Consider the following 17,589-nt stretch of genomic DNA (forward strand, 5'->3'; position numbering starts at 1 on the left):
TCTTTCGCAATTTATTTTGAAACAAAATCGACGATTCTTTTTGCAGCCACAATACATTCATCAAGTGGGGCGACAAGCGCCATACGTATATGGCCGCTGCCTGGATTGACACCTTGGCTATCTCGCGCCAGGAATTGACCAGGTAAAACAGTAATGTGTTGCTCTGCAAATAGTCGTTGAGCAAAGTCTTTATCGCAGCCCTGCACGTTGGGCCATAAATAAAAGCCTGCATCGGGTTTTTTAACATCAAGTTTTCCGTCTAAGATCTCCAGCACCGCAGAGAACTTCTCTTGATAGGCTTTGCGATTTAGCAATACATGTTCCTCGTCATTCCATGCGGTAATACTAGCGATCTGATTGGGAAGGGCCATGGCGCAGCCGTGATAGGTGCGATAGCGAAGAAACTGTGCCATGACCTCGGCGTCACCGGCTACGAAGCCAGACCGTAGGCCAGGTAGGTTAGAGCGCTTAGATAAGCTATGGAACACCACGCAGCGTTTATAGTCATGACGCCCCATCTCGGCACATGCTTGCAGAAGGCCTGGTGGTGGGTTTTCCTCATCAAAATACAATTCGCTGTAGCATTCATCACTGGCAATAATAAAATCATATTGATCGGCCAGCTTAATCAGCTTCTGTAGCTGTTCACTGCTCATCACCGAGCCCGTTGGATTGCCCGGGGTGCATATAAATAGCAGTTGGCAGCGCTCCCACTGCTCTGCTGCGACCTGCTCAAAATCTGGAATATAACTGTTCTCGGCTTGGCAGTTCAGAAAGTGTGGCTCAGCACCGGCCAATAGAGCAGCCCCTTCATAAATTTGATAAAAAGGGTTGGGACACATAACTAAAGGGGCTTTCTGCTGCCGGTCAATGATCGCTTGCACAAAAGCAAATAGGGCCTCACGTGTGCCAATGACGGGGAGAACGTGGCGCTCTGGGTCTAGGCTTTCTGGCTTAAGTTTAAAGCGTCTTTCTAACCATTGACTGATGGCCTGGCGAAGCTCAGGTACACCCTTGGTGGCGGGGTAGTTTGCCAACTTGTGGAGATTATCTTTTAGTGTCTCTATCACGAACTGGGGAGGTAGATGTTTGGGCTCCCCAATTGAAAGTGCAATATGGCTTTTGTCGCTAGCTGGGCTAACAGCCGCTTTTAACTCTGCGAGTTTTTCAAACGGGTAGGGCTGAAGTTTATTGAGATCTGGGTTCATAGCTATGCTGGTCTATTTGCTTTTGTGTTTTTCTTTTTAGCAAACTCAAGTTCGAGTATGCTCAGTCTTGCTTGTTAAATTTAGCCTGCTTCTTTTTGTACTTGTCTATCAAGACGCCGGCAAATTGTAGCCTGCAGGTCTTCACAGATCTTGGGGTCGCTTAATGGCTGTCCGTTGGCGTCACTAATAAAGAAAACATCCTCAACGCGCTCACCCAAGGTGGTAATTTTAGCGTTTTGAATCTGAATGCCGAATTCACTAAAGGCTGCAGCGATAATAGCCAAAAACCCTGGCCTGTCTGGGCTTGTCACTTCTAGAACGGTATGGCCGCTGCGAAAGTCGGTATTGATAGATGTGCGCGTTGGCATGGCAAAGTACTTTAGCTCGCGAGCGGTGCGACGCTTTATGATGTCGGAATACTCGCCAACCAAGGCCAGCTCTTCTTTCAGGGCTTCTTCGATCTTTTGGGTGCTGCTATCGTCATCACCCAGTGAGTTGCCATTCTCATCGAGAATGTAGAAGGTATCGATGGTATAGCCACTGGAATCGGTATAAATTCTTGCATCTACAATGTTCAATCCCAACTGACTAATGGCATTGGCGGCAGCAGCGAAAATATTGGCTTGGTCTTTAACCCTTAAAAATACTTGCGTGGCGCCTTCATAGCCATGGCTGGTAGTTTCGCTAACTAAAATTAAAGGTTCTTCGTCTTCATTGTCTTGCTGGCGGTGTTGCAGAATGGCTTCTGTTTGCCAGGCGATATCAATATGGTTTTCACGGAGGAAGTATTCTTCATCCATATCTTGCCAAAAGCTCCGGGCTTGCTCTTCGCCAATACCTTTATCTTCGAGTTTTGCTAGGGCGTTGTAGCGCGTTTCTTCAATAAGATCTTGTGCGTCGACTGGATTCTCTAGACCGCGGCGAAGAGCGCGCTTAGTCTCGATATACAGTTGTCGCATTAGGCTGGCGCGCCAGCTATTCCACACATCTGGGTTGGTGGCATTCATGTCGGCCACAGTCAAAGCGTACAGATAATCGAGTCGGGTCTGATCGCCGACTTCCAAAGCAAAATTATGAATTACATCTGGATCACTAATATCTTGTTTCTGAGAAACCGTCGACATCAATAGGTGTTTTTCTACCAGCCAGGCAATCAAATTGGTTTCGCGTTTACTTAAACCGTGTCGCTCGCAAAACTCTCTTGCATCAACAGCGCCTAGCTCTGAGTGGTCACCGCCTCGGCCTTTGGCGATGTCGTGATATAGGCCGGCAATATAAAGTAGTTCTTGCTTGGGTAGACGCCTCATGACATGGCTGGCAATGGGGAAGCGCTCTTCAGCGCCAGCTTGTCTAAAGCGGCGCATAAATTTGATCACCAATAAGGTGTGAGCATCTACGGTGTATATGTGAAAGAGGTCATGCTGCATTTGCCCGGTAACGCGGCCAAATTCTGGCAGATATAAACCGAGGACGCCGTAGCGTTTCATCCGGCGTAGCTGGGTAACTAGGCCAACTGGGGAGCGCAATAGTGTTAGAAATAGGTGTTGATTGTCTGGATCGCTGCGGTAGTCGTCATCTATTAAATGACGGTGCTCTCGAATCAAGCGAATAGTGCTGGCTCGCACTCCTACTAGGCTTCGGTCTAGACCCAGTAGTACAAATATTTCTAATAAAGCCGAGGGGCTATCCCGAAAAACGTTTTCATGGGTAACTTCGATATAGTTATCCACTCGCTGGAAGCGGTCATTGATTACTTTGGCTTCGCTGTGCTGGCCAGCTTGCAAGATGACTTCATCCAAGTAGTGAAGCATGACGTCGTTAACTTCACGTAAAGCCAGAACGGTGCGGTAATACCAGCGCATAAAGCTTTCAACGGCCAGTTTCGAGTCGTCATCCTCGTAGCCTAGTAATTTGGCAATTTCTTTTTGGTAATCAAATAGCAAGCGTTCTTCTGCTCTGCCAGCTAGCATATGTAAAGCGTAACGCACCTTCCATAAGTCTTCTTCGCCCGCCAGCAAAATATTGTACTCTTCATCAGTAAAGAGTCCGCGGCCGGCCAATAATTTGAAGTTGTTAACGCCGAAAAAACGCTTTGCTACCCAGCTGATCGTTTGAATATCGCGTAGGCCGCCTGGGGCGTTTTTAATATTGGGTTCTAAATTGTATTCGGTATGGTTGTGTTTCTTATGGCGTTCATACTGTTCTTGGTATTTAGCTCGAAAGAAATCGGCTGCTGTCCAAATTTTGTCGGCACTGGTGTGGGCTTGCAGCAATAGTTGCAACTTGGCGGAACCGGCTAAAGTTCGGCACTCCATTAAATTGGTGGCTATAGTGATGTCGTCTTTGGCAAGCTCAATGCACTGGGGGATTGACCGTACGCTATGGCCGATAGCCAAACCAAAATCCCAGAGCAGGGTAACAAAGTTTTGAATGCTCTCGATATTACTTTGCGGGCCCTGGTTCAGCAGCTCGTCATTTTCGGTGAGTACCAATATGTCAATATCGGAATATGGATGCAGCTCGCCCCGGCCGTAACCACCAACGGCGAGTAGGGCGATTCCGTCGCTCCACTGAAAGAGATGCCAAGCATAATGTAATAAGCAATCGATAAAGATTGCGCGATCGTAAATTAAGCGGCGTATATTTTCGCCTTCACGAAAGCGCAGGTCGAATTGTTCGTTAACCTCGGTGATAGCTTCTTTAAAAACGACAATGGCGTTGCGCTTTTGTAGCTGTTTGCGAAACGCTCCCTGCTCAAAAAATAATATGGGTTTTTCAAAGTAGGGAATCGATTCGATATCGCTCATTGTGCTTTAGAAGCTCTCTTCAGTTCGGGCGGTTAATACTTCAACACCAGTAGCGGTTACCGCTAAGGTATGTTCCCACTGTGCTGAAGGGCGGCCGTCGCGGGTTTCTACTGTCCAGCCATCTTTTTTTAGCTTGGTGTGTGCTTTGCCGGCGTTGATCATTGGCTCGATGGTGAAGGTCATGCCTTCTTTTAACTCTAAGCCAGTGTCTGGTTTGCCGTAGTGTAGTACCTGTGGGTCTTCATGGAATTCGCTGCCGATTCCATGGCCGCAATATTCGCGTACTACGCTGTAGTAATTGGCTTGGGCATGCTGTTGGATAATGTGGCCGATATCACCTAGGCGAGTGCCTGGCTTAACAAGTTCGATGCCCTTATATAGACATTCTTGAGTTACTTGAACTAGGCGCTCCATGTGCGAGCTGCGTTTGCCAACAAAGTACATTTTGCTGGTGTCGCCGAAGTAGCCATCTTTAATCACGGTCACGTCGATATTGATGATGTCGCCATCTTTCAGAATTTTCTTTTCTGAGGGGATGCCGTGACAAATTACGTGGTTCACTGAGGTGCAGATGGATTTGGGGAAACCGCGGTAGTTCAAGCAGGCTGGAATACCGTCTTGCACTTCGACAATATGTTTATGAATGATTCGATCTAATTCTGCCGTGCTTACCCCTGGCTTTACATAGTCTTCGATCATTTCTAGACATTCGGCGGCCATGCGGCCGGCTACGCGCATTTTGGCGATTTCTTCAGGGGTCTTGATGGATACAGACATCGGCTAGTATTTTCCTACATTTATGTATTCTGTTCGTTTTTGGCGGCAATTACCTGCAAAGTTCAGGGTTTTGGTCAATTTGGCCGGCCAAGCAAAAGACCGGCTATTGTAAACCGTCATGGTGTGCTTCTCCAAGTTGTTAGATATAAAGTGTAAGTCTTGGTCTGGCCGTTTGAGGGGTAGGTATCACTCTTGACGGGACGCAAAAAGCTGGGTCCGTCCAAGCTCACCTTCTCCTCCAAGTCGAAGATGCCCTTACAAGAGTAATACCTACCCCTCAAACTACTAAGGTAGCTCAGTGGTCGTTCGGTGGTCCCGCCCTTAGGTTCGTACTAGTTTTCTGCAGAATATCTTGGTTGGGGAGTGGCTTGCTGGGACGGGTGAGTTATGGAAACGAACGCGAGCTGGCATGACTAAACTCCCGGAAGAGTTTAGGGCTTGGCCAAAGGCCGAGCACCTGGATGGTGCGAGTCCATGCCGCTTTTTGCGATCCCAGGAAGCTCCTTCACAACCAAGGCAGGCGGTCAGATCTCCATGTTTTTTGGTTGGTTGTCGAAAAAACTAGCAACGCCCCCTTGTCTATGGTATAAAGCGCGCCCCTGTACCTAGAGTGCAGGGTAAATTTAATGATTTTAACGTCACACATATACCGACACATCCGTTTGGGTGCCCAATTTCCTTTGGCAGGAAAGGGTTGAGCGGCTGGGGTATATGGAGGCCTAACCCTAAGGAAATAGACATATGCCTACCGTAAGCATGCGCGATATGCTGCAAGCTGGTGTTCACTTCGGTCACCAGACTCGCTACTGGAACCCAAAGATGGGTCAATACATCTTTGGTGCACGTAACAAAATTCATATCATTAACCTGGAGCACACTGTTCCTGCGTTCAATGAAGCCCTAGCTGCTTTAACTAAGCTTGGTTCTCAGAAGAAAAAAGTATTGTTCGTTGGTACTAAGCGCGCTGCCGCTAAAGTGATCAAAGAACAAGCTGTGCGTTCTGGCCAGCCTTACGTTAGCCACCGCTGGTTGGGTGGTATGCTAACTAACTACAAAACTATCCGTGCTTCTATCAAGCGCTACCGTGATCTTGAAGCTCAGAGCCAAGACGGCACTTTTGAGAAGTTAACCAAGAAAGAAGCTCTGATGCGCACTCGTTTGATGGAGAAGCTAGAGCGCTCTATCGGTGGTATCAAGGATATGGGTGGTCTACCTGACGCGATCTTCGTAATCGACGTTGAGCACGAGCGCATCGCTATCCAAGAAGCTAACAAGCTAGGTATCCCAGTATTTGGTGTTGTTGATACTAACTCTGATCCTGCTGGTGTTGATCACGTTATCCCTGGTAACGATGATGCTATCCGCGCTATTAAGTTATACGCCACTGCAGCAGCTGACGCTGTTCTAGAAGGTGCAGCTAATGGCCAGAGCGTTCCTAACAAGGACGAGTTTGTAGAGGTTGACGGCGAAGCTAGCTAAGCCCTCGCACAGCTGTAACACAAAGGCTGCAGACTAGTTTTTACTGGTCTTAGCCTAAAAGGGGGCGCTCGCCCCCTTTCGTATTTATGTTTCAAATATATTGATGAGGAAAAAATCATGGCGGTTTCTGCATCTTTGGTAAAAGAACTGCGCGAGCGCACTGGCCTCGGCATGATGGAGTGCAAAAAAGCACTTAAAGAAGTTGATGGTGACATCGACAAGGCGATTGAAAACCTACGTAAAGCTTCTGGTCTTAAAGCGGCTAAGAAGGCTGATCGTACTGCAGCTGACGGTGTTGTAGCGGCGAAAGTTGCTGAAGACGGTTCTTACGGTGTATTGGTTGAAGTTAACTCTGAAACTGATTTCGCCGCTCGCGACGAAAACTTCGTTGGCTTTGCGGCTAAGGTTCTTGATAAGGCTTTTGCTGAAAAGACTGAAGACGTTGCCAAGCTAATGGAAGGTGAGTTGGATTCAGCTCGTGAAGCTTTGGTTCAGAAGATCGGTGAAAACATCGGTGTTCGTCGTGTGGCTGTTATTGAAGCTAACGGTGGCGTTGTGGGTTCTTACATCCACTCTAACAACCGTATCGCTGCAATCACCACTATTTCTGCTGGTGCTATGGAAGTTGCAAAAGAAGTGTCTATGCACGTAGCAGCTGTTAACCCACAGGTTAACCGTCCAGAAGATATGCCAGAAGAAGCACTTCAGAAAGAAAAAGACATCATCAAGGCTCAGCCAGATATGGCCGGTAAGCCAGACGAGATCGTTGAGAAGATGATGACTGGTCGTATTAAGAAGTTCTTGAAAGAAGCTAGCTTGGTTGAGCAGCCATTCGTTAAGAACCCAGACCAAACCGTTGCTCAGCTAGTTAAAGAAGCTGGTGGTGAGGTTGTTGGCTTTGCTCGCTTCGAGGTAGGTGAAGGTATCGAAGTTGAAGAAGCTGATTTTGCTGCAGAAGTTGCCGCTCAGGTAGCTGCTTCTAAAGGCGAATAAGTCTTAAAAGGCTGATTTTCAGCCATCGTTGATGAAAATCATCGATTAGAAAGGGGTGGGAGTCGCATCTTCCACCCCTTTTTTGTTAGAATTCAGCCGCTTAGAATCTTGTGCGCCAATAAGGTGTCGATTCTGGGTGCAAGCTCCCAAATCACGGCCAATGTAGGAAGTCTTCCATGCCCACCAAAGACAAAAAATACAAACGTATATTGCTTAAACTCAGCGGCGAAGAGCTGATGGGAGAAGAGGGCTTTGGTATAGACCCCAAAGTGCTGGATAAAATGGCCTTAGAAATTGGTCAGTTAGTTGGTATTGGTGTTCAAGTTGGTCTGGTAATTGGTGGTGGCAACCTATTCCGCGGTGCAGCGCTAAGTGCTGCTGGCCTTGATCGTGTAACCGGCGACCATATGGGTATGTTGGCAACGGTCATGAATGCCCTAGCGATGCGAGACGCCCTAGAGCGCTCTGATATTTCCTCACGAGTTATGTCTGCAATTCCAATGAGTGGCGTGGTAGATCACTATGATCGCCGTAAAGCCATTCGCTTTCTAGATTCCGGTGAAGTGGTAATATTCTCTGCGGGTACCGGTAATCCATTCTTTACAACCGATTCTGCTGCGTGTTTGCGCGGAATCGAAGTTGAGGCTGAATTGGTGCTTAAAGCCACCAAGGTAGACGGTGTTTACACGGCCGACCCAATGAAAGATCCTACGGCAACCAAATACGATGCCTTGACCTACGATGAGGCTTTAGAGAAGAAGCTTGGGGTAATGGATCTAACGGCAATTTGTCTGTGTCGCGAACATGATATGCCTGTACGTGTTTTCCGTATGGATCAAGCTGGCGCCTTAGTTAGCATTGTTCGCGGTGGCAATGAAGGTACTTTAATTCAAGAGACTTTAGATGATGATCAATGATATTAAAGCGGATGCTGAAAGCCGCATGCAAAAAAGCTTAGAAGCACTGGCCAGTAATTTCGGTAAGATCCGTACTGGTCGTGCCCACCCAAGTATTCTAGATTCTGTATCTGTTAACTACTACGGCTCAGATACACCATTGAATCAAGTGGCTAATGTATCTGTTTTGGATGCTCGTACGCTTTCTGTAAGCCCTTGGGAAAAGCCGATGGTTCCAGAAATCGAAAAGGCCATTATGAAGTCTGACTTGGGTTTGAACCCAGTGACTACCGGTGAGTTGATTCGTGTTCCAATGCCACCTTTGACCGAAGAAACTCGTAAAGGTTATATCAAGCAAGCTCGCGCTGAAGCGGAGAATGCTCGTATTTCGATTCGTAATATTCGTCGCGATTCTAATGCGGATGTTAAAGATCTGTTGAAAGAAAAAGAAATCACTGAAGATGACGATCGTCGCGCTCAGGATGATATTCAAAAGATCACTGATAAGTTTGTAGCCGAGGTGGACAAGGCGCTATCAGTGAAAGAAGCCGATTTGATGGAAATCTAAAAGGGCGATTGCACTTGAGTGAGCAAAATTTGCCGCCGGCGTCTCCGCGCCATATTGGCATCATCATGGATGGGAACAATCGCTGGGCTAAACAGCGTGGCATGGGCGGCGGCTCTGGTCATAAGGCTGGAGTCGAAAAGATTCGTGCGGTGTTGAAAGCCTGCCGAGAGCACAAGGTAGAAGTGCTGACCTTGTTTGCCTTTAGTAGTGAAAATTGGCGCCGTCCTCCGCGTGAGGTAGAGGCGCTAATGAGTTTGTTTTACTCCTACCTGCGCCGCGAAGCACGTAAGCTTAGCGAGGAGGGGGTGGCGCTGAGAGTAATCGGGCGTCGCGATCGTTTTAGCCCTAAGCTGCAAGATGCGATTGCAGAAGCGGAGGCGATTGCCCATCAGGGTGAGGCTACCTTAGTGATCGCTGCTGATTACGGTGGTCGCTGGGATATCGCGCAAGCTAGTAAAAAACTGGCAGAAAAGCTGCAGGCGGGCGAGATTAGCGCTGATCAAATTGATGAAGAAAGCTTGCATCAGCACACTTGCTTGGCCGATTTGCCCGAGTTGGATTTGTTGATTCGCACTGGTGGAGAGATTCGTATTAGTAACTTTCTACTTTGGCAGTGCTCTTATTCAGAATTGTATTTCAGTGATTGCTTGTGGCCTGATTTTGGGCCTGAGCAAGTAGACGCTGCGGTAAATGACTTTTATCAACGCCAGCGTCGCTTTGGAAAAACATCTGAACAAGTGCTGGCGGAACAAGCCTGATTGCAGGCATTGATAATAAAAACTGATCGATAACAGATCGATTAAATGAATTTGGGGGCCGAGTGCTAAAACAACGTATCATCACAGCTATTATTCTCGCTGTAGTGTTTCTGGCGGCTTTGTTTAAACTGCCTTTGCCTCTCTTCTCGGCTTTTATAGCCACAGTCGTTTTAATTGCGGCTTGGGAGTGGGCCAATCTTTCGGGTCTTTCCAAAATCTGGCAACGTACTGCTTATGTTGCCCTAATCGCTTCCATTTTAGCTCTGTCAGCCTTTGTTACCCATAATTTTGACGGCCATAACGCCGATATATCCAAAGCTATTTTAATGGCAGGATGCCTATGGTGGGCGATAGCGCTACTATGGGTTCAGTCTTACCCCGGTAGTGCGGCGCTATGGGGAAGCCGTTGGTTTAAAGCCATTATGGGGATGGCCGTTTTAGTGCCGACATGGCTGGCATTTTCCTATTTGCGCGCTCAAACCTCGGGTGCATGGTTGATCCTGATTGTTGTTTTAATTGTGGCTTGTGCGGATATCGGCGCTTACTTTTCGGGGAAGGCACTGGGTAAACACAAGTTGGCCCCAGCTGTTAGCCCTGGTAAGTCTTGGGAGGGCTTTTGGGGTGGTATGTTTAGCTGTGTTTTGTTGGCTGTAACCGTTGCGCTAATGGCTGATGTTTCTTTGCTGCTGACCTTGGCCATTATTATTCCAGCCGGATTAGCGTCGGTGTTGGGTGATCTGCTTGAAAGTATGGTAAAGCGCCAGCGTGGTATTAAAGATAGCTCACGCCTTTTACCGGGGCATGGTGGGGTGCTGGATCGTGTTGATAGCTTGACGGCAGCAGCTCCAGTGTTCGCATTGGCAATGAGCTTGAGCGGCTGGTCGCTATAATGTCGAAACCAGAACGTTTAACGATATTGGGGTCTACGGGCTCCATTGGTAAAAGCACTTTAGATGTTGCAGCACGTCATCCCGAAAAATTTCATATCTATGCACTTTGTGCAAACCGTAATTGGCAAGCTCTCTTAGAGCAGGTGATCAAGTATCAGCCTGAGCTTGCCGTGCTCTCTGATGAGTCGGCTGCAGGGCAGCTACGTGACGCCGTTGAAGAGCGTAAACTCAATACCAAGGTGTTGGCCGGTAGGGCCGCATTAGCCGAAGTCTCCGCTGAAGCTGACACAGTTATGGCCGCTATTGTGGGGGCTGCTGGGCTTTTACCTACATTGGCTGCGGTTAAGGCTGGCAATAAAGTTTTATTGGCGAACAAAGAAAGCTTGGTAATGGCAGGCAGTTTATTTATGGACGCCGTGCGACAGCACGAGGCTTTGCTGCTTCCCATCGATAGTGAGCACAATGCTATCTTCCAATGCTTGCCTGAAAATATGAGTAGCCTAGCGGAAGCCGGGGTTCGTAAGATTTTATTAACTGGCTCTGGCGGTCCCTTTCGAGAAACACCTATTCAAGATTTATCGTCGGTTACAGTGGCGCAAGCCTGCGCTCATCCGAATTGGTCGATGGGGCAAAAGATTTCTGTCGATTCAGCAACGATGATGAACAAAGGGCTGGAATACATCGAAGCCCGCTGGTTATTTGCCGCGGATCCAGAGCATATTGATGTGATATTGCATCCACAAAGTGTGGTGCACTCTATGGTGCAATACAACGATGGCTCGGTGCTAGCTCAGCTAGGGCAGCCGGATATGCGCACCCCTATCGCTCATGCCATGGCATGGCCAGAGCGCATTGAGTCGGGCGTAGAGAGCTTGGATTTTACCTGTCTGGGAGAGCTAAGTTTTTCTGCCCCGGATCTGCAGCGTTTCCCTTGCTTGGGCTTGGCTATTGAAGCCAGTAAAGCTGGAGGTAGTGCAGCCGCTTGTCTTAATGCTGCTAATGAAGAGGCTGTCGAGGCTTTCTTGTCCGAACGAATAGGCTTTATTGACATCGCAAGAATCAACCGTGAAGTTTTGGAGCAACACTCGGTAATCGAAGTACACAGTATAGATGCTGTATTAGCTGTCGATGCGCAGGCGCGTCAAAGTGCGCAGCAATTAATTCGAACTTTGGCGTGCTAGGTCGCTTAGAGGGGAAAATCACTTGAGTTTTATTGCAACCGTATTTTGGTTTATCTTGGCCCTCGGGGTGCTGGTAACGGTTCATGAGTTCGGACACTACTATGTGGCTCGCCGTTGTGGTGTGAAGGTTCTGCGCTTCTCAGTTGGTTTCGGCAAGGTTTTGTATAGCTGGCGCAACAAAGAGGGCACTGAGTTTGCTTTGGCCGCATTGCCGCTCGGTGGCTATGTAAAAATGCTTGATGAGCGTGAAGGTGAAGTTGCTGAGCATGAAAAGCACCTAGCGTTTACTCAAAAGCCTGTCTTAAGCCGAATTGCCGTGGTTGTTGCCGGCCCAGTCGCTAACTTCATCTTGGCTATCTTATTGTATTGGTTTCTTACTCTGCCGGGTTACAGCGAGCTAACAGCCGTGGTTGGAAAGGTCGAACCTGGTTCCGTCGCTGCAGAGGCTGGTCTTGAGCCAGGCCAGCGAATTATCGCTGTAGACAGTCAGCCAACCGCTACCCGCCAAGAATTTGTACAGCAGCTGCTGAATCGCTTAGGGGAAAGCGGTGAAATACTGTTCCGTGTCCAATACCCAGATTCAGATCTAAGCTATGACTCGGTGGGTGAACTCAATGAGTGGCTGCGCGGTGATGCGGAGCCCAGCCCTATCGCTGGTTTGGGGATAACGCTTTTCTACCCGCCGATAGCGATGGATCTAAGTTACATACAAGCTGATAGCCCAGCGGCAAAAGCTGGCTTAAAGGTGGGAGATAAGCTGGTAGCGGCCGACGGAAAGACCGTTGAAGATTGGGATTGGTGGGTTGAATATGTAAAAGCCAGGGCCAATCAACGTTTTAGGCTGAGCTATGAACGCGACGGTGAGTTGATCGATACAAGCATTACACCAGCGGCGATAACTCTAGATGACGGCAGCGTAATTGGCCGTGTAGGGGTTAGGGCCAGTCAAACTCCATGGCCCAAAGACATGATTATCAAGCGCCAATATGGCTTTGTGCAGTCTTTTGTCGTGGCTGTGGATAAAACTTGGGAACAATCCAAATTTGTACTTGTCTCTTTGAAGAAGCTGATTGTTGGGCAAATATCCACGAAAAACTTGAGCGGACCTCTTACCATTGCTAAAGTGGCGGGCGATTCGGCCAAGGCGGGCTGGCAGCAATTTATCACCTTGCTGGCATTGCTAAGTGTATTTCTCGGGGTTATGAACCTGTTGCCGATTCCGGTTCTGGATGGCGGCCATCTGCTCTATTACGTGATCGAGCTGGTAAAAGGGAGTCCTTTACCAGAGCGAGTGCAGTTATGGGGTTACCAGATCGGCATGGTTATGGTGCTTTGCATCATGTGTGTAGCGTTGTACAACGACGTTATGCGTTTGTTTTAACATTGCTTGTTAAAGACCGATTGTTTAAAGACCAATCAAGTGGGTACATGAACTAAGGCTAGGGCACTGGCTTTGGTGTAAATATAAAGAGCTAAGCTCAACACTAATTAATGATTAAGCATAATATGAAGCGTATCAGAGACCTTATTCTTATCTTCACCTTACTGCCAGCATTGGCATATGCCCAAGCATTTCGGGTGAATGACATTCGCCTAGAGGGGCTGCAGCGCGTTTCAGCGGGTACTGTATTTGCTTCCTTGCCTATTCAAATTGGTGAAGAATTAGACAGCTTGGCTATTCAAAATGCGACCCGAGCCTTGTTTAAAACTGGCTACTTTGCGGATATTCAAATTGGTCGTGATGGCAATGTACTCGTGGTAAGCGTGGTAGAGCGCCCTGCGATTAGTGAGATTGCCATCGAGGGTAACAAAGCCATTAAAACTGAAGATTTGATGAAGGGCTTAAATGATAACGGCCTAGCGGAAGGCCAGATCTTCAAGCGAGCTACTTTGGAAGGTTTGACCCAAGAGTTGCGCCGCCAATATGTTGCCCAAGGACGATACAGCGCCGACGTAGAGGCAACGGTTGTCGATTTACCTCGTAACCAAGTTAAGTTGCAAATTGATGTGGACGAAGGCGATGTAGCCTCTATTAAGCATATCAATATCGTAGGCAACACGGCATTTGATGATGAAGAGCTAAGGGATCTGTTTGAGTTGAAAACCACCGGCTGGTTTTCTTGGATCACCAGCGACGACCGTTATGCCAAAGAGAAGCTGGGTGGGGATATTGAGCGCCTAGAAAGTTTCTATCTTGATCGCGGTTATCTTAAGTTTGAGATCGACTCTACTCAGGTGAGTTTGAGCCCCAACAAAGAAGCCGTATTCATTACGGTAAACATCAATGAAGGTGATGTTTATGAAGTCAGTGAAGTTGAGCTGGCGGGTGACCCAATTTTACCTGAAGAAGAGATGCGCGGCCTATTATTGATGCGCCAAGGTCAAAAGTTCTCTCAGGTATTAATGACCACTACCGAAGAGTACATGACCAAGCGTTTAGGTAACGAAGGCTATACATTCGCCGAAGTTAAAGGCATGCCTGATATTGACGAAGACACTGGTAAAGTAAAAATTACCTTCTTTATCGACCCAGGCAAACGTGCCTACGTTAACCGAATCGAATTTCGTGGTAATACCACCACGGCAGATAATGTTCTACGTCGTGAAATGCGCCAGATGGAAGGTGCTTCTGCATCATCTCTTCGAATAGAGCAATCTAAGGTTCGCCTTGAGCGTTTAGGCTTCTTTAAAGAAGTTAAAGTGGATACCAAAGAGGTTCCTGGCTCGGCAGACTTAGTGGATGTTGAGTACACGGTTGAAGAGCAGCCTTCTGGTAGCGTGGGTGCGAGTGTTGGTTATGCCCAGGGTTCTGGCCTAGTTTTAGGAGCCAATGTCCAGCAGGATAACTGGTTAGGTACTGGTAAGCGTGTTGGCTTTAATGTTAGCCGCAGTAGTTACCAGACTGCGTATAGCTTCAACTATACCGATCCATATTTCACTCCAGACGGTGTAAGCCGTGGCTTTAACGTCTTTTATCAGTCACGTGATTATTCTCGAATCAATGTATCCAGTTACTCAACTGACAGCTTTGGTGCCAGCGTAAACTTTGGTTATCCAATTTCTGAGATCGAGAGAATTGGCTTTAATATTGGTTATCAAAACTTATCGATTGAGACCGGGCCATTTGCTGTACAGGAAATTATTGGCAGTCCGCGTCGAGTAAACAACGCAGTGGATCAGTATTTGACACAAGCTGATGCGGATAAGATTGCCGAGATTTTGAGTACCTCACCTCTAGTTGAGTATGACTATGCCAATAGCTTGAGTGATGCTACAGATCTATTGGATGCTCAATCACCGAGCGGTTTTATCGATGAAAATGGTGACGAATTTAATTTGGTAACCACTTCGGTAAACTGGGCTAAGTCCACCTTAAACCGAGGTCGTTTGGCTACCCGTGGTGTTTCTCAGAGATTGTCTCTTGAAGTATCCTTACCAGGTGGTGACCTTGAGTACTATAAGCTGAACTATACCGCGCAGTATTATCGCCCGATTACCAATAGCTTAACTTTACGCCTGCGTACTCGTTTAGGTTATGCGGATTCTTACGGAGACACCACTGAGTTGCCATTCTTCCAACATTACTATGCTGGTGGCTTTGGCTCGGTTCGAGGCTTTAAACGTAATACCCTTGGTCCGCAGAGTACACCTGCAGAGGTGTATCAAACTCAATATGCAACTTGGAACGATACAAACGGCGATGGTATTCGAAATACCAATGAGGTTTCCAATCTTGCATACGTTATTAATGCAGATGGTGAGCTGATTACTACCCAATTAAACAACAACTCTGATCGCAATAACCCCTTTGGTGGTAATATTTTGATCGAGGGAAGTGCAGAGGTCTTGTTCCCGCTGCCGTTTATTAAGGATCAGCGTTCATTGCAGTCGGCCTTCTTTATTGATGCGGGTAACGTATTTGATACTGAATGTGGTTCAAGTCAGCAAAACTGCTTTGATGTTGATATAAGCAAACTAAGTGCTTCAGTCGGTATCGGTGTTACTTGGATTTCGGGTTTTGGTCCTTTAACCTTTAGTATCGCTAAGCCGATTCGCGAAAATGAATTTGATGAAACCGAGTTCTTCCAGTTCTCATTGGGTACTCAGTTTTAATCACACGGCTGTGCATTTGCCAGTCAATAACAACAGCAGCCGTGCTGCATAGATTAACCGTAACGGTTAAATATTGGAGATAGATAGTGAAAAACATGAAGATCGCTTTGGCTTTTGTCGCAGCCGTATTGTTCTCAAACGTGACCCTGGCCCAAGGCAAAATTGGTGTAATGGATTTGCAGACGGCAATCCTACGCAGCGAAGCTGCTCAGAAAGAGCTTAAAGCGTTAAGTGCTAAGCCCGAGTATTTGGCTCTGACTTCACAAGCTGAAACTTTAAACTCTGAAATGAAAGCGCTATACGAAGAAATGCAAACCAAAGGTTTGACCTGGTCAGATGAGCGTAAAGCAAAGCAGGCTAAGGAAATTGAATACAAGCGTGCAGATCAGCAGTTGCTTGCTAAGAAGTTGCAGCAAGAGCAAAACGAGATCTACCAAAAGCTATTCAGTAAGTATGGTAAGCAGGCTAACGATATTGCCAAAGAGATCATCAAAACTGGCGGTTATGGTTTGGTATTGAACCCGCAGTCTGTACTTCATGCTGATACCGGTTATGATATTACCTCTCAGATTACCGATCGCCTAAACAAGGCTAAGTAATCTCCAAGCCCTTTTAAATGAGGGCCAAAAAAGCTGCATCAGCAAAAGCTGCATGCGGCTTTTTTTATGGCTGTTTGGCTCGGACTTCTGGGGCTTATAGTTAAGGCGTTAGCTCCCGCTAAAACTGAGCAGTCGAATGCTAGAATATCGTAAAGCCAAGCCTAATTTGTTATGGTTCAATATTAAATTTAAGTAGAGTAGGGAAAGCCCAGTGGCGAACAATCAAACTTTCACCTTGCAAGAGCTACTTAACCACCTGCTGAGCGTGTTACCGGAAAATTTGTACGTGGAGCTGCAGGGGGCTGATCAAAGCTTGCAGATTAGAGCAATGGCTACATTGCAGACTGCCCAAGCGGATGAAATCAGCTTTTTAGCCAACCCAAACTATCGTAAATATCTTGCCAGCAGTGATGCCGCTGCCGTTATATTGCACCCCAATGAAGTTGAGCATTTCAGTGGTCCTAAAATTGTCTGTGCACAGCCCTATATCGCCTTTGCAGTATTAACCTCTCTATTCAAGCGCTCACCGGCTCAGAGCCAGGGTGTCCACTCTAGTGCCGTAGTGGATGCGAGCGCTGAGGTAGATAACAGTGCTTGGGTTGGGCCAAATTGTGTCGTGCAAGCTGGTGCTCAAATTGGAGCTAATAGCTGTTTGGAGGCGGGAGTGTTTATTGGCGAGGATGTGCATATAGGCCAAGATTGTCGCCTACATTCCAATGTCAGTATCGAGGCCGCCGTTTGTATGGGCGATCGGGTAGAGATCCATAACAACACAGTAATTGGATCAGAGGGATTTGGATTTGCTCCAACCGGTGAGGGTTGGTTAAAAGTCCATCAGTTAGGCAGTGTGCTAATTGGCGATGATGTAGAAATCGGTGCATCTACGACGATCGATCGTGGGGCTTTGGACAATACCGTCATTAGTGATGGTGTAAAGATCGATAATCAGGTGCAAATTGCGCATAATGTTCGAATTGGAGAGCATAGCGCTATTGCTGCTTGTGTTGGTATTTCCGGCAGCGCCGTTATCGGCAAGCATTGCACCTTAGCGGGCGGAGTTGGCTTGGTTGGGCATATCGAGTTGGCGGATAAAGTACATATTACCGGCATGACGATGGTGACAAAGTCTATTACCGAAGCTGGCTCATACTCTTCAGGGACGCCAATGATGCCTACAGAGAAATGGCGCCGCAGTGCGGTGCGGTTTTCCCAGCTTGATAAATTGGCTGGAACCGTTAGGACATTGAACAAGGATAAGTAAAAGCTCGAATTGTCATAATCTGGCAATAGCATGGGCTTGCAAAACTGACAGCGATTGCT

General features: G+C 47.4%; 14 protein-coding genes. 11 read left to right on the forward strand and 3 right to left on the reverse strand.

Annotated features, from left to right (window positions below; all coding sequences use genetic code 11):
- Positions 1-11: 11 nt before the first annotated feature.
- The 3 genes from dapC to map form a co-directional block, all read right to left on the reverse strand.
- A complete protein-coding gene (gene dapC / locus Q1A08_RS11325; protein WP_299772895.1) occupies positions 12-1,208 on the reverse strand; it encodes a succinyldiaminopimelate transaminase in 1,197 nt (398 codons plus the stop codon).
- Between the two features lie 80 nt (positions 1,209-1,288).
- Positions 1,289-4,015 (reverse strand): [protein-PII] uridylyltransferase, encoded by a 2,727-nt coding sequence (locus tag Q1A08_RS11330; protein WP_299772897.1) that lies wholly within the window; start codon positions 4,013-4,015, stop codon positions 1,289-1,291.
- Positions 4,016-4,021: 6 nt separating this feature from the next.
- Positions 4,022-4,792 carry a type I methionyl aminopeptidase gene (gene map / locus Q1A08_RS11335; RefSeq protein ID WP_299772899.1) on the reverse strand — a complete coding sequence of 257 codons (771 nt, stop codon included), beginning with the start codon at positions 4,790-4,792 and terminating at the stop codon, positions 4,022-4,024.
- A 741-nt stretch (positions 4,793-5,533) separates the two neighbouring features.
- Between map and rpsB the strand changes: the two genes are divergently transcribed.
- The 11 genes from rpsB (at position 5,534) to lpxD (ending at position 17,530) form a co-directional block, all read left to right on the forward strand.
- Positions 5,534-6,271, forward strand: coding sequence for a 30S ribosomal protein S2 (gene rpsB / locus Q1A08_RS11340; protein WP_299772901.1), 738 nt, complete (start codon positions 5,534-5,536; stop codon positions 6,269-6,271).
- Between the two features lie 117 nt (positions 6,272-6,388).
- Positions 6,389-7,264 carry a translation elongation factor Ts gene (tsf, locus tag Q1A08_RS11345; RefSeq protein ID WP_299772903.1) on the forward strand — a complete coding sequence of 292 codons (876 nt, stop codon included), beginning with the start codon at positions 6,389-6,391 and terminating at the stop codon, positions 7,262-7,264.
- Positions 7,265-7,440: 176 nt separating this feature from the next.
- Entirely contained in the window at positions 7,441-8,181 is a 741-nt protein-coding gene (gene pyrH, locus Q1A08_RS11350; RefSeq protein ID WP_299772905.1) for a UMP kinase, read from the forward strand.
- Entirely contained in the window at positions 8,171-8,728 is a 558-nt protein-coding gene (frr, locus tag Q1A08_RS11355) for a ribosome recycling factor (protein ID WP_299773169.1), read from the forward strand. The genes pyrH and frr overlap by 11 nt, the downstream gene beginning before the upstream one ends.
- Positions 8,729-8,736: 8 nt before the next feature.
- The gene (gene uppS, locus Q1A08_RS11360) at positions 8,737-9,486 is read left to right on the forward strand and encodes a polyprenyl diphosphate synthase (RefSeq protein ID WP_299772906.1); all 750 of its coding nucleotides are present in this window, start codon (positions 8,737-8,739) and stop codon (positions 9,484-9,486) included.
- 62 nt (positions 9,487-9,548) lie between these two features.
- Complete coding sequence (locus Q1A08_RS11365) at positions 9,549-10,376, forward strand: phosphatidate cytidylyltransferase (RefSeq protein WP_299772908.1); 828 nt, start codon at positions 9,549-9,551, stop codon at positions 10,374-10,376.
- Positions 10,376-11,557, forward strand: a complete 1,182-nt coding sequence (gene ispC / locus Q1A08_RS11370) for a 1-deoxy-D-xylulose-5-phosphate reductoisomerase (protein WP_299772910.1) — start codon at positions 10,376-10,378, stop codon at positions 11,555-11,557. Before Q1A08_RS11365 ends, ispC begins: the two co-directional genes overlap by 1 nt.
- Before the next feature lie 22 nt (positions 11,558-11,579).
- Positions 11,580-12,938 carry an RIP metalloprotease RseP gene (gene rseP / locus Q1A08_RS11375; RefSeq protein WP_299772912.1) on the forward strand — a complete coding sequence of 453 codons (1,359 nt, stop codon included), beginning with the start codon at positions 11,580-11,582 and terminating at the stop codon, positions 12,936-12,938.
- A 125-nt stretch (positions 12,939-13,063) separates the two neighbouring features.
- Entirely contained in the window at positions 13,064-15,670 is a 2,607-nt protein-coding gene (gene bamA / locus Q1A08_RS11380; protein ID WP_299772914.1) for an outer membrane protein assembly factor BamA, read from the forward strand.
- A gap of 95 nt (positions 15,671-15,765) precedes the next feature.
- The gene (locus tag Q1A08_RS11385; RefSeq protein WP_299773171.1) at positions 15,766-16,269 is read left to right on the forward strand and encodes an OmpH family outer membrane protein; all 504 of its coding nucleotides are present in this window, start codon (positions 15,766-15,768) and stop codon (positions 16,267-16,269) included.
- A gap of 211 nt (positions 16,270-16,480) precedes the next feature.
- Positions 16,481-17,530 (forward strand): UDP-3-O-(3-hydroxymyristoyl)glucosamine N-acyltransferase, encoded by a 1,050-nt coding sequence (lpxD, locus tag Q1A08_RS11390; RefSeq protein ID WP_299772916.1) that lies wholly within the window; start codon positions 16,481-16,483, stop codon positions 17,528-17,530.
- The last annotated feature ends 59 nt before the right edge of the window (positions 17,531-17,589 follow it).

This window comes from uncultured Pseudoteredinibacter sp. (assembly GCF_947500695.1).
GTDB lineage: Bacteria > Pseudomonadota > Gammaproteobacteria > Pseudomonadales > Cellvibrionaceae > Pseudoteredinibacter.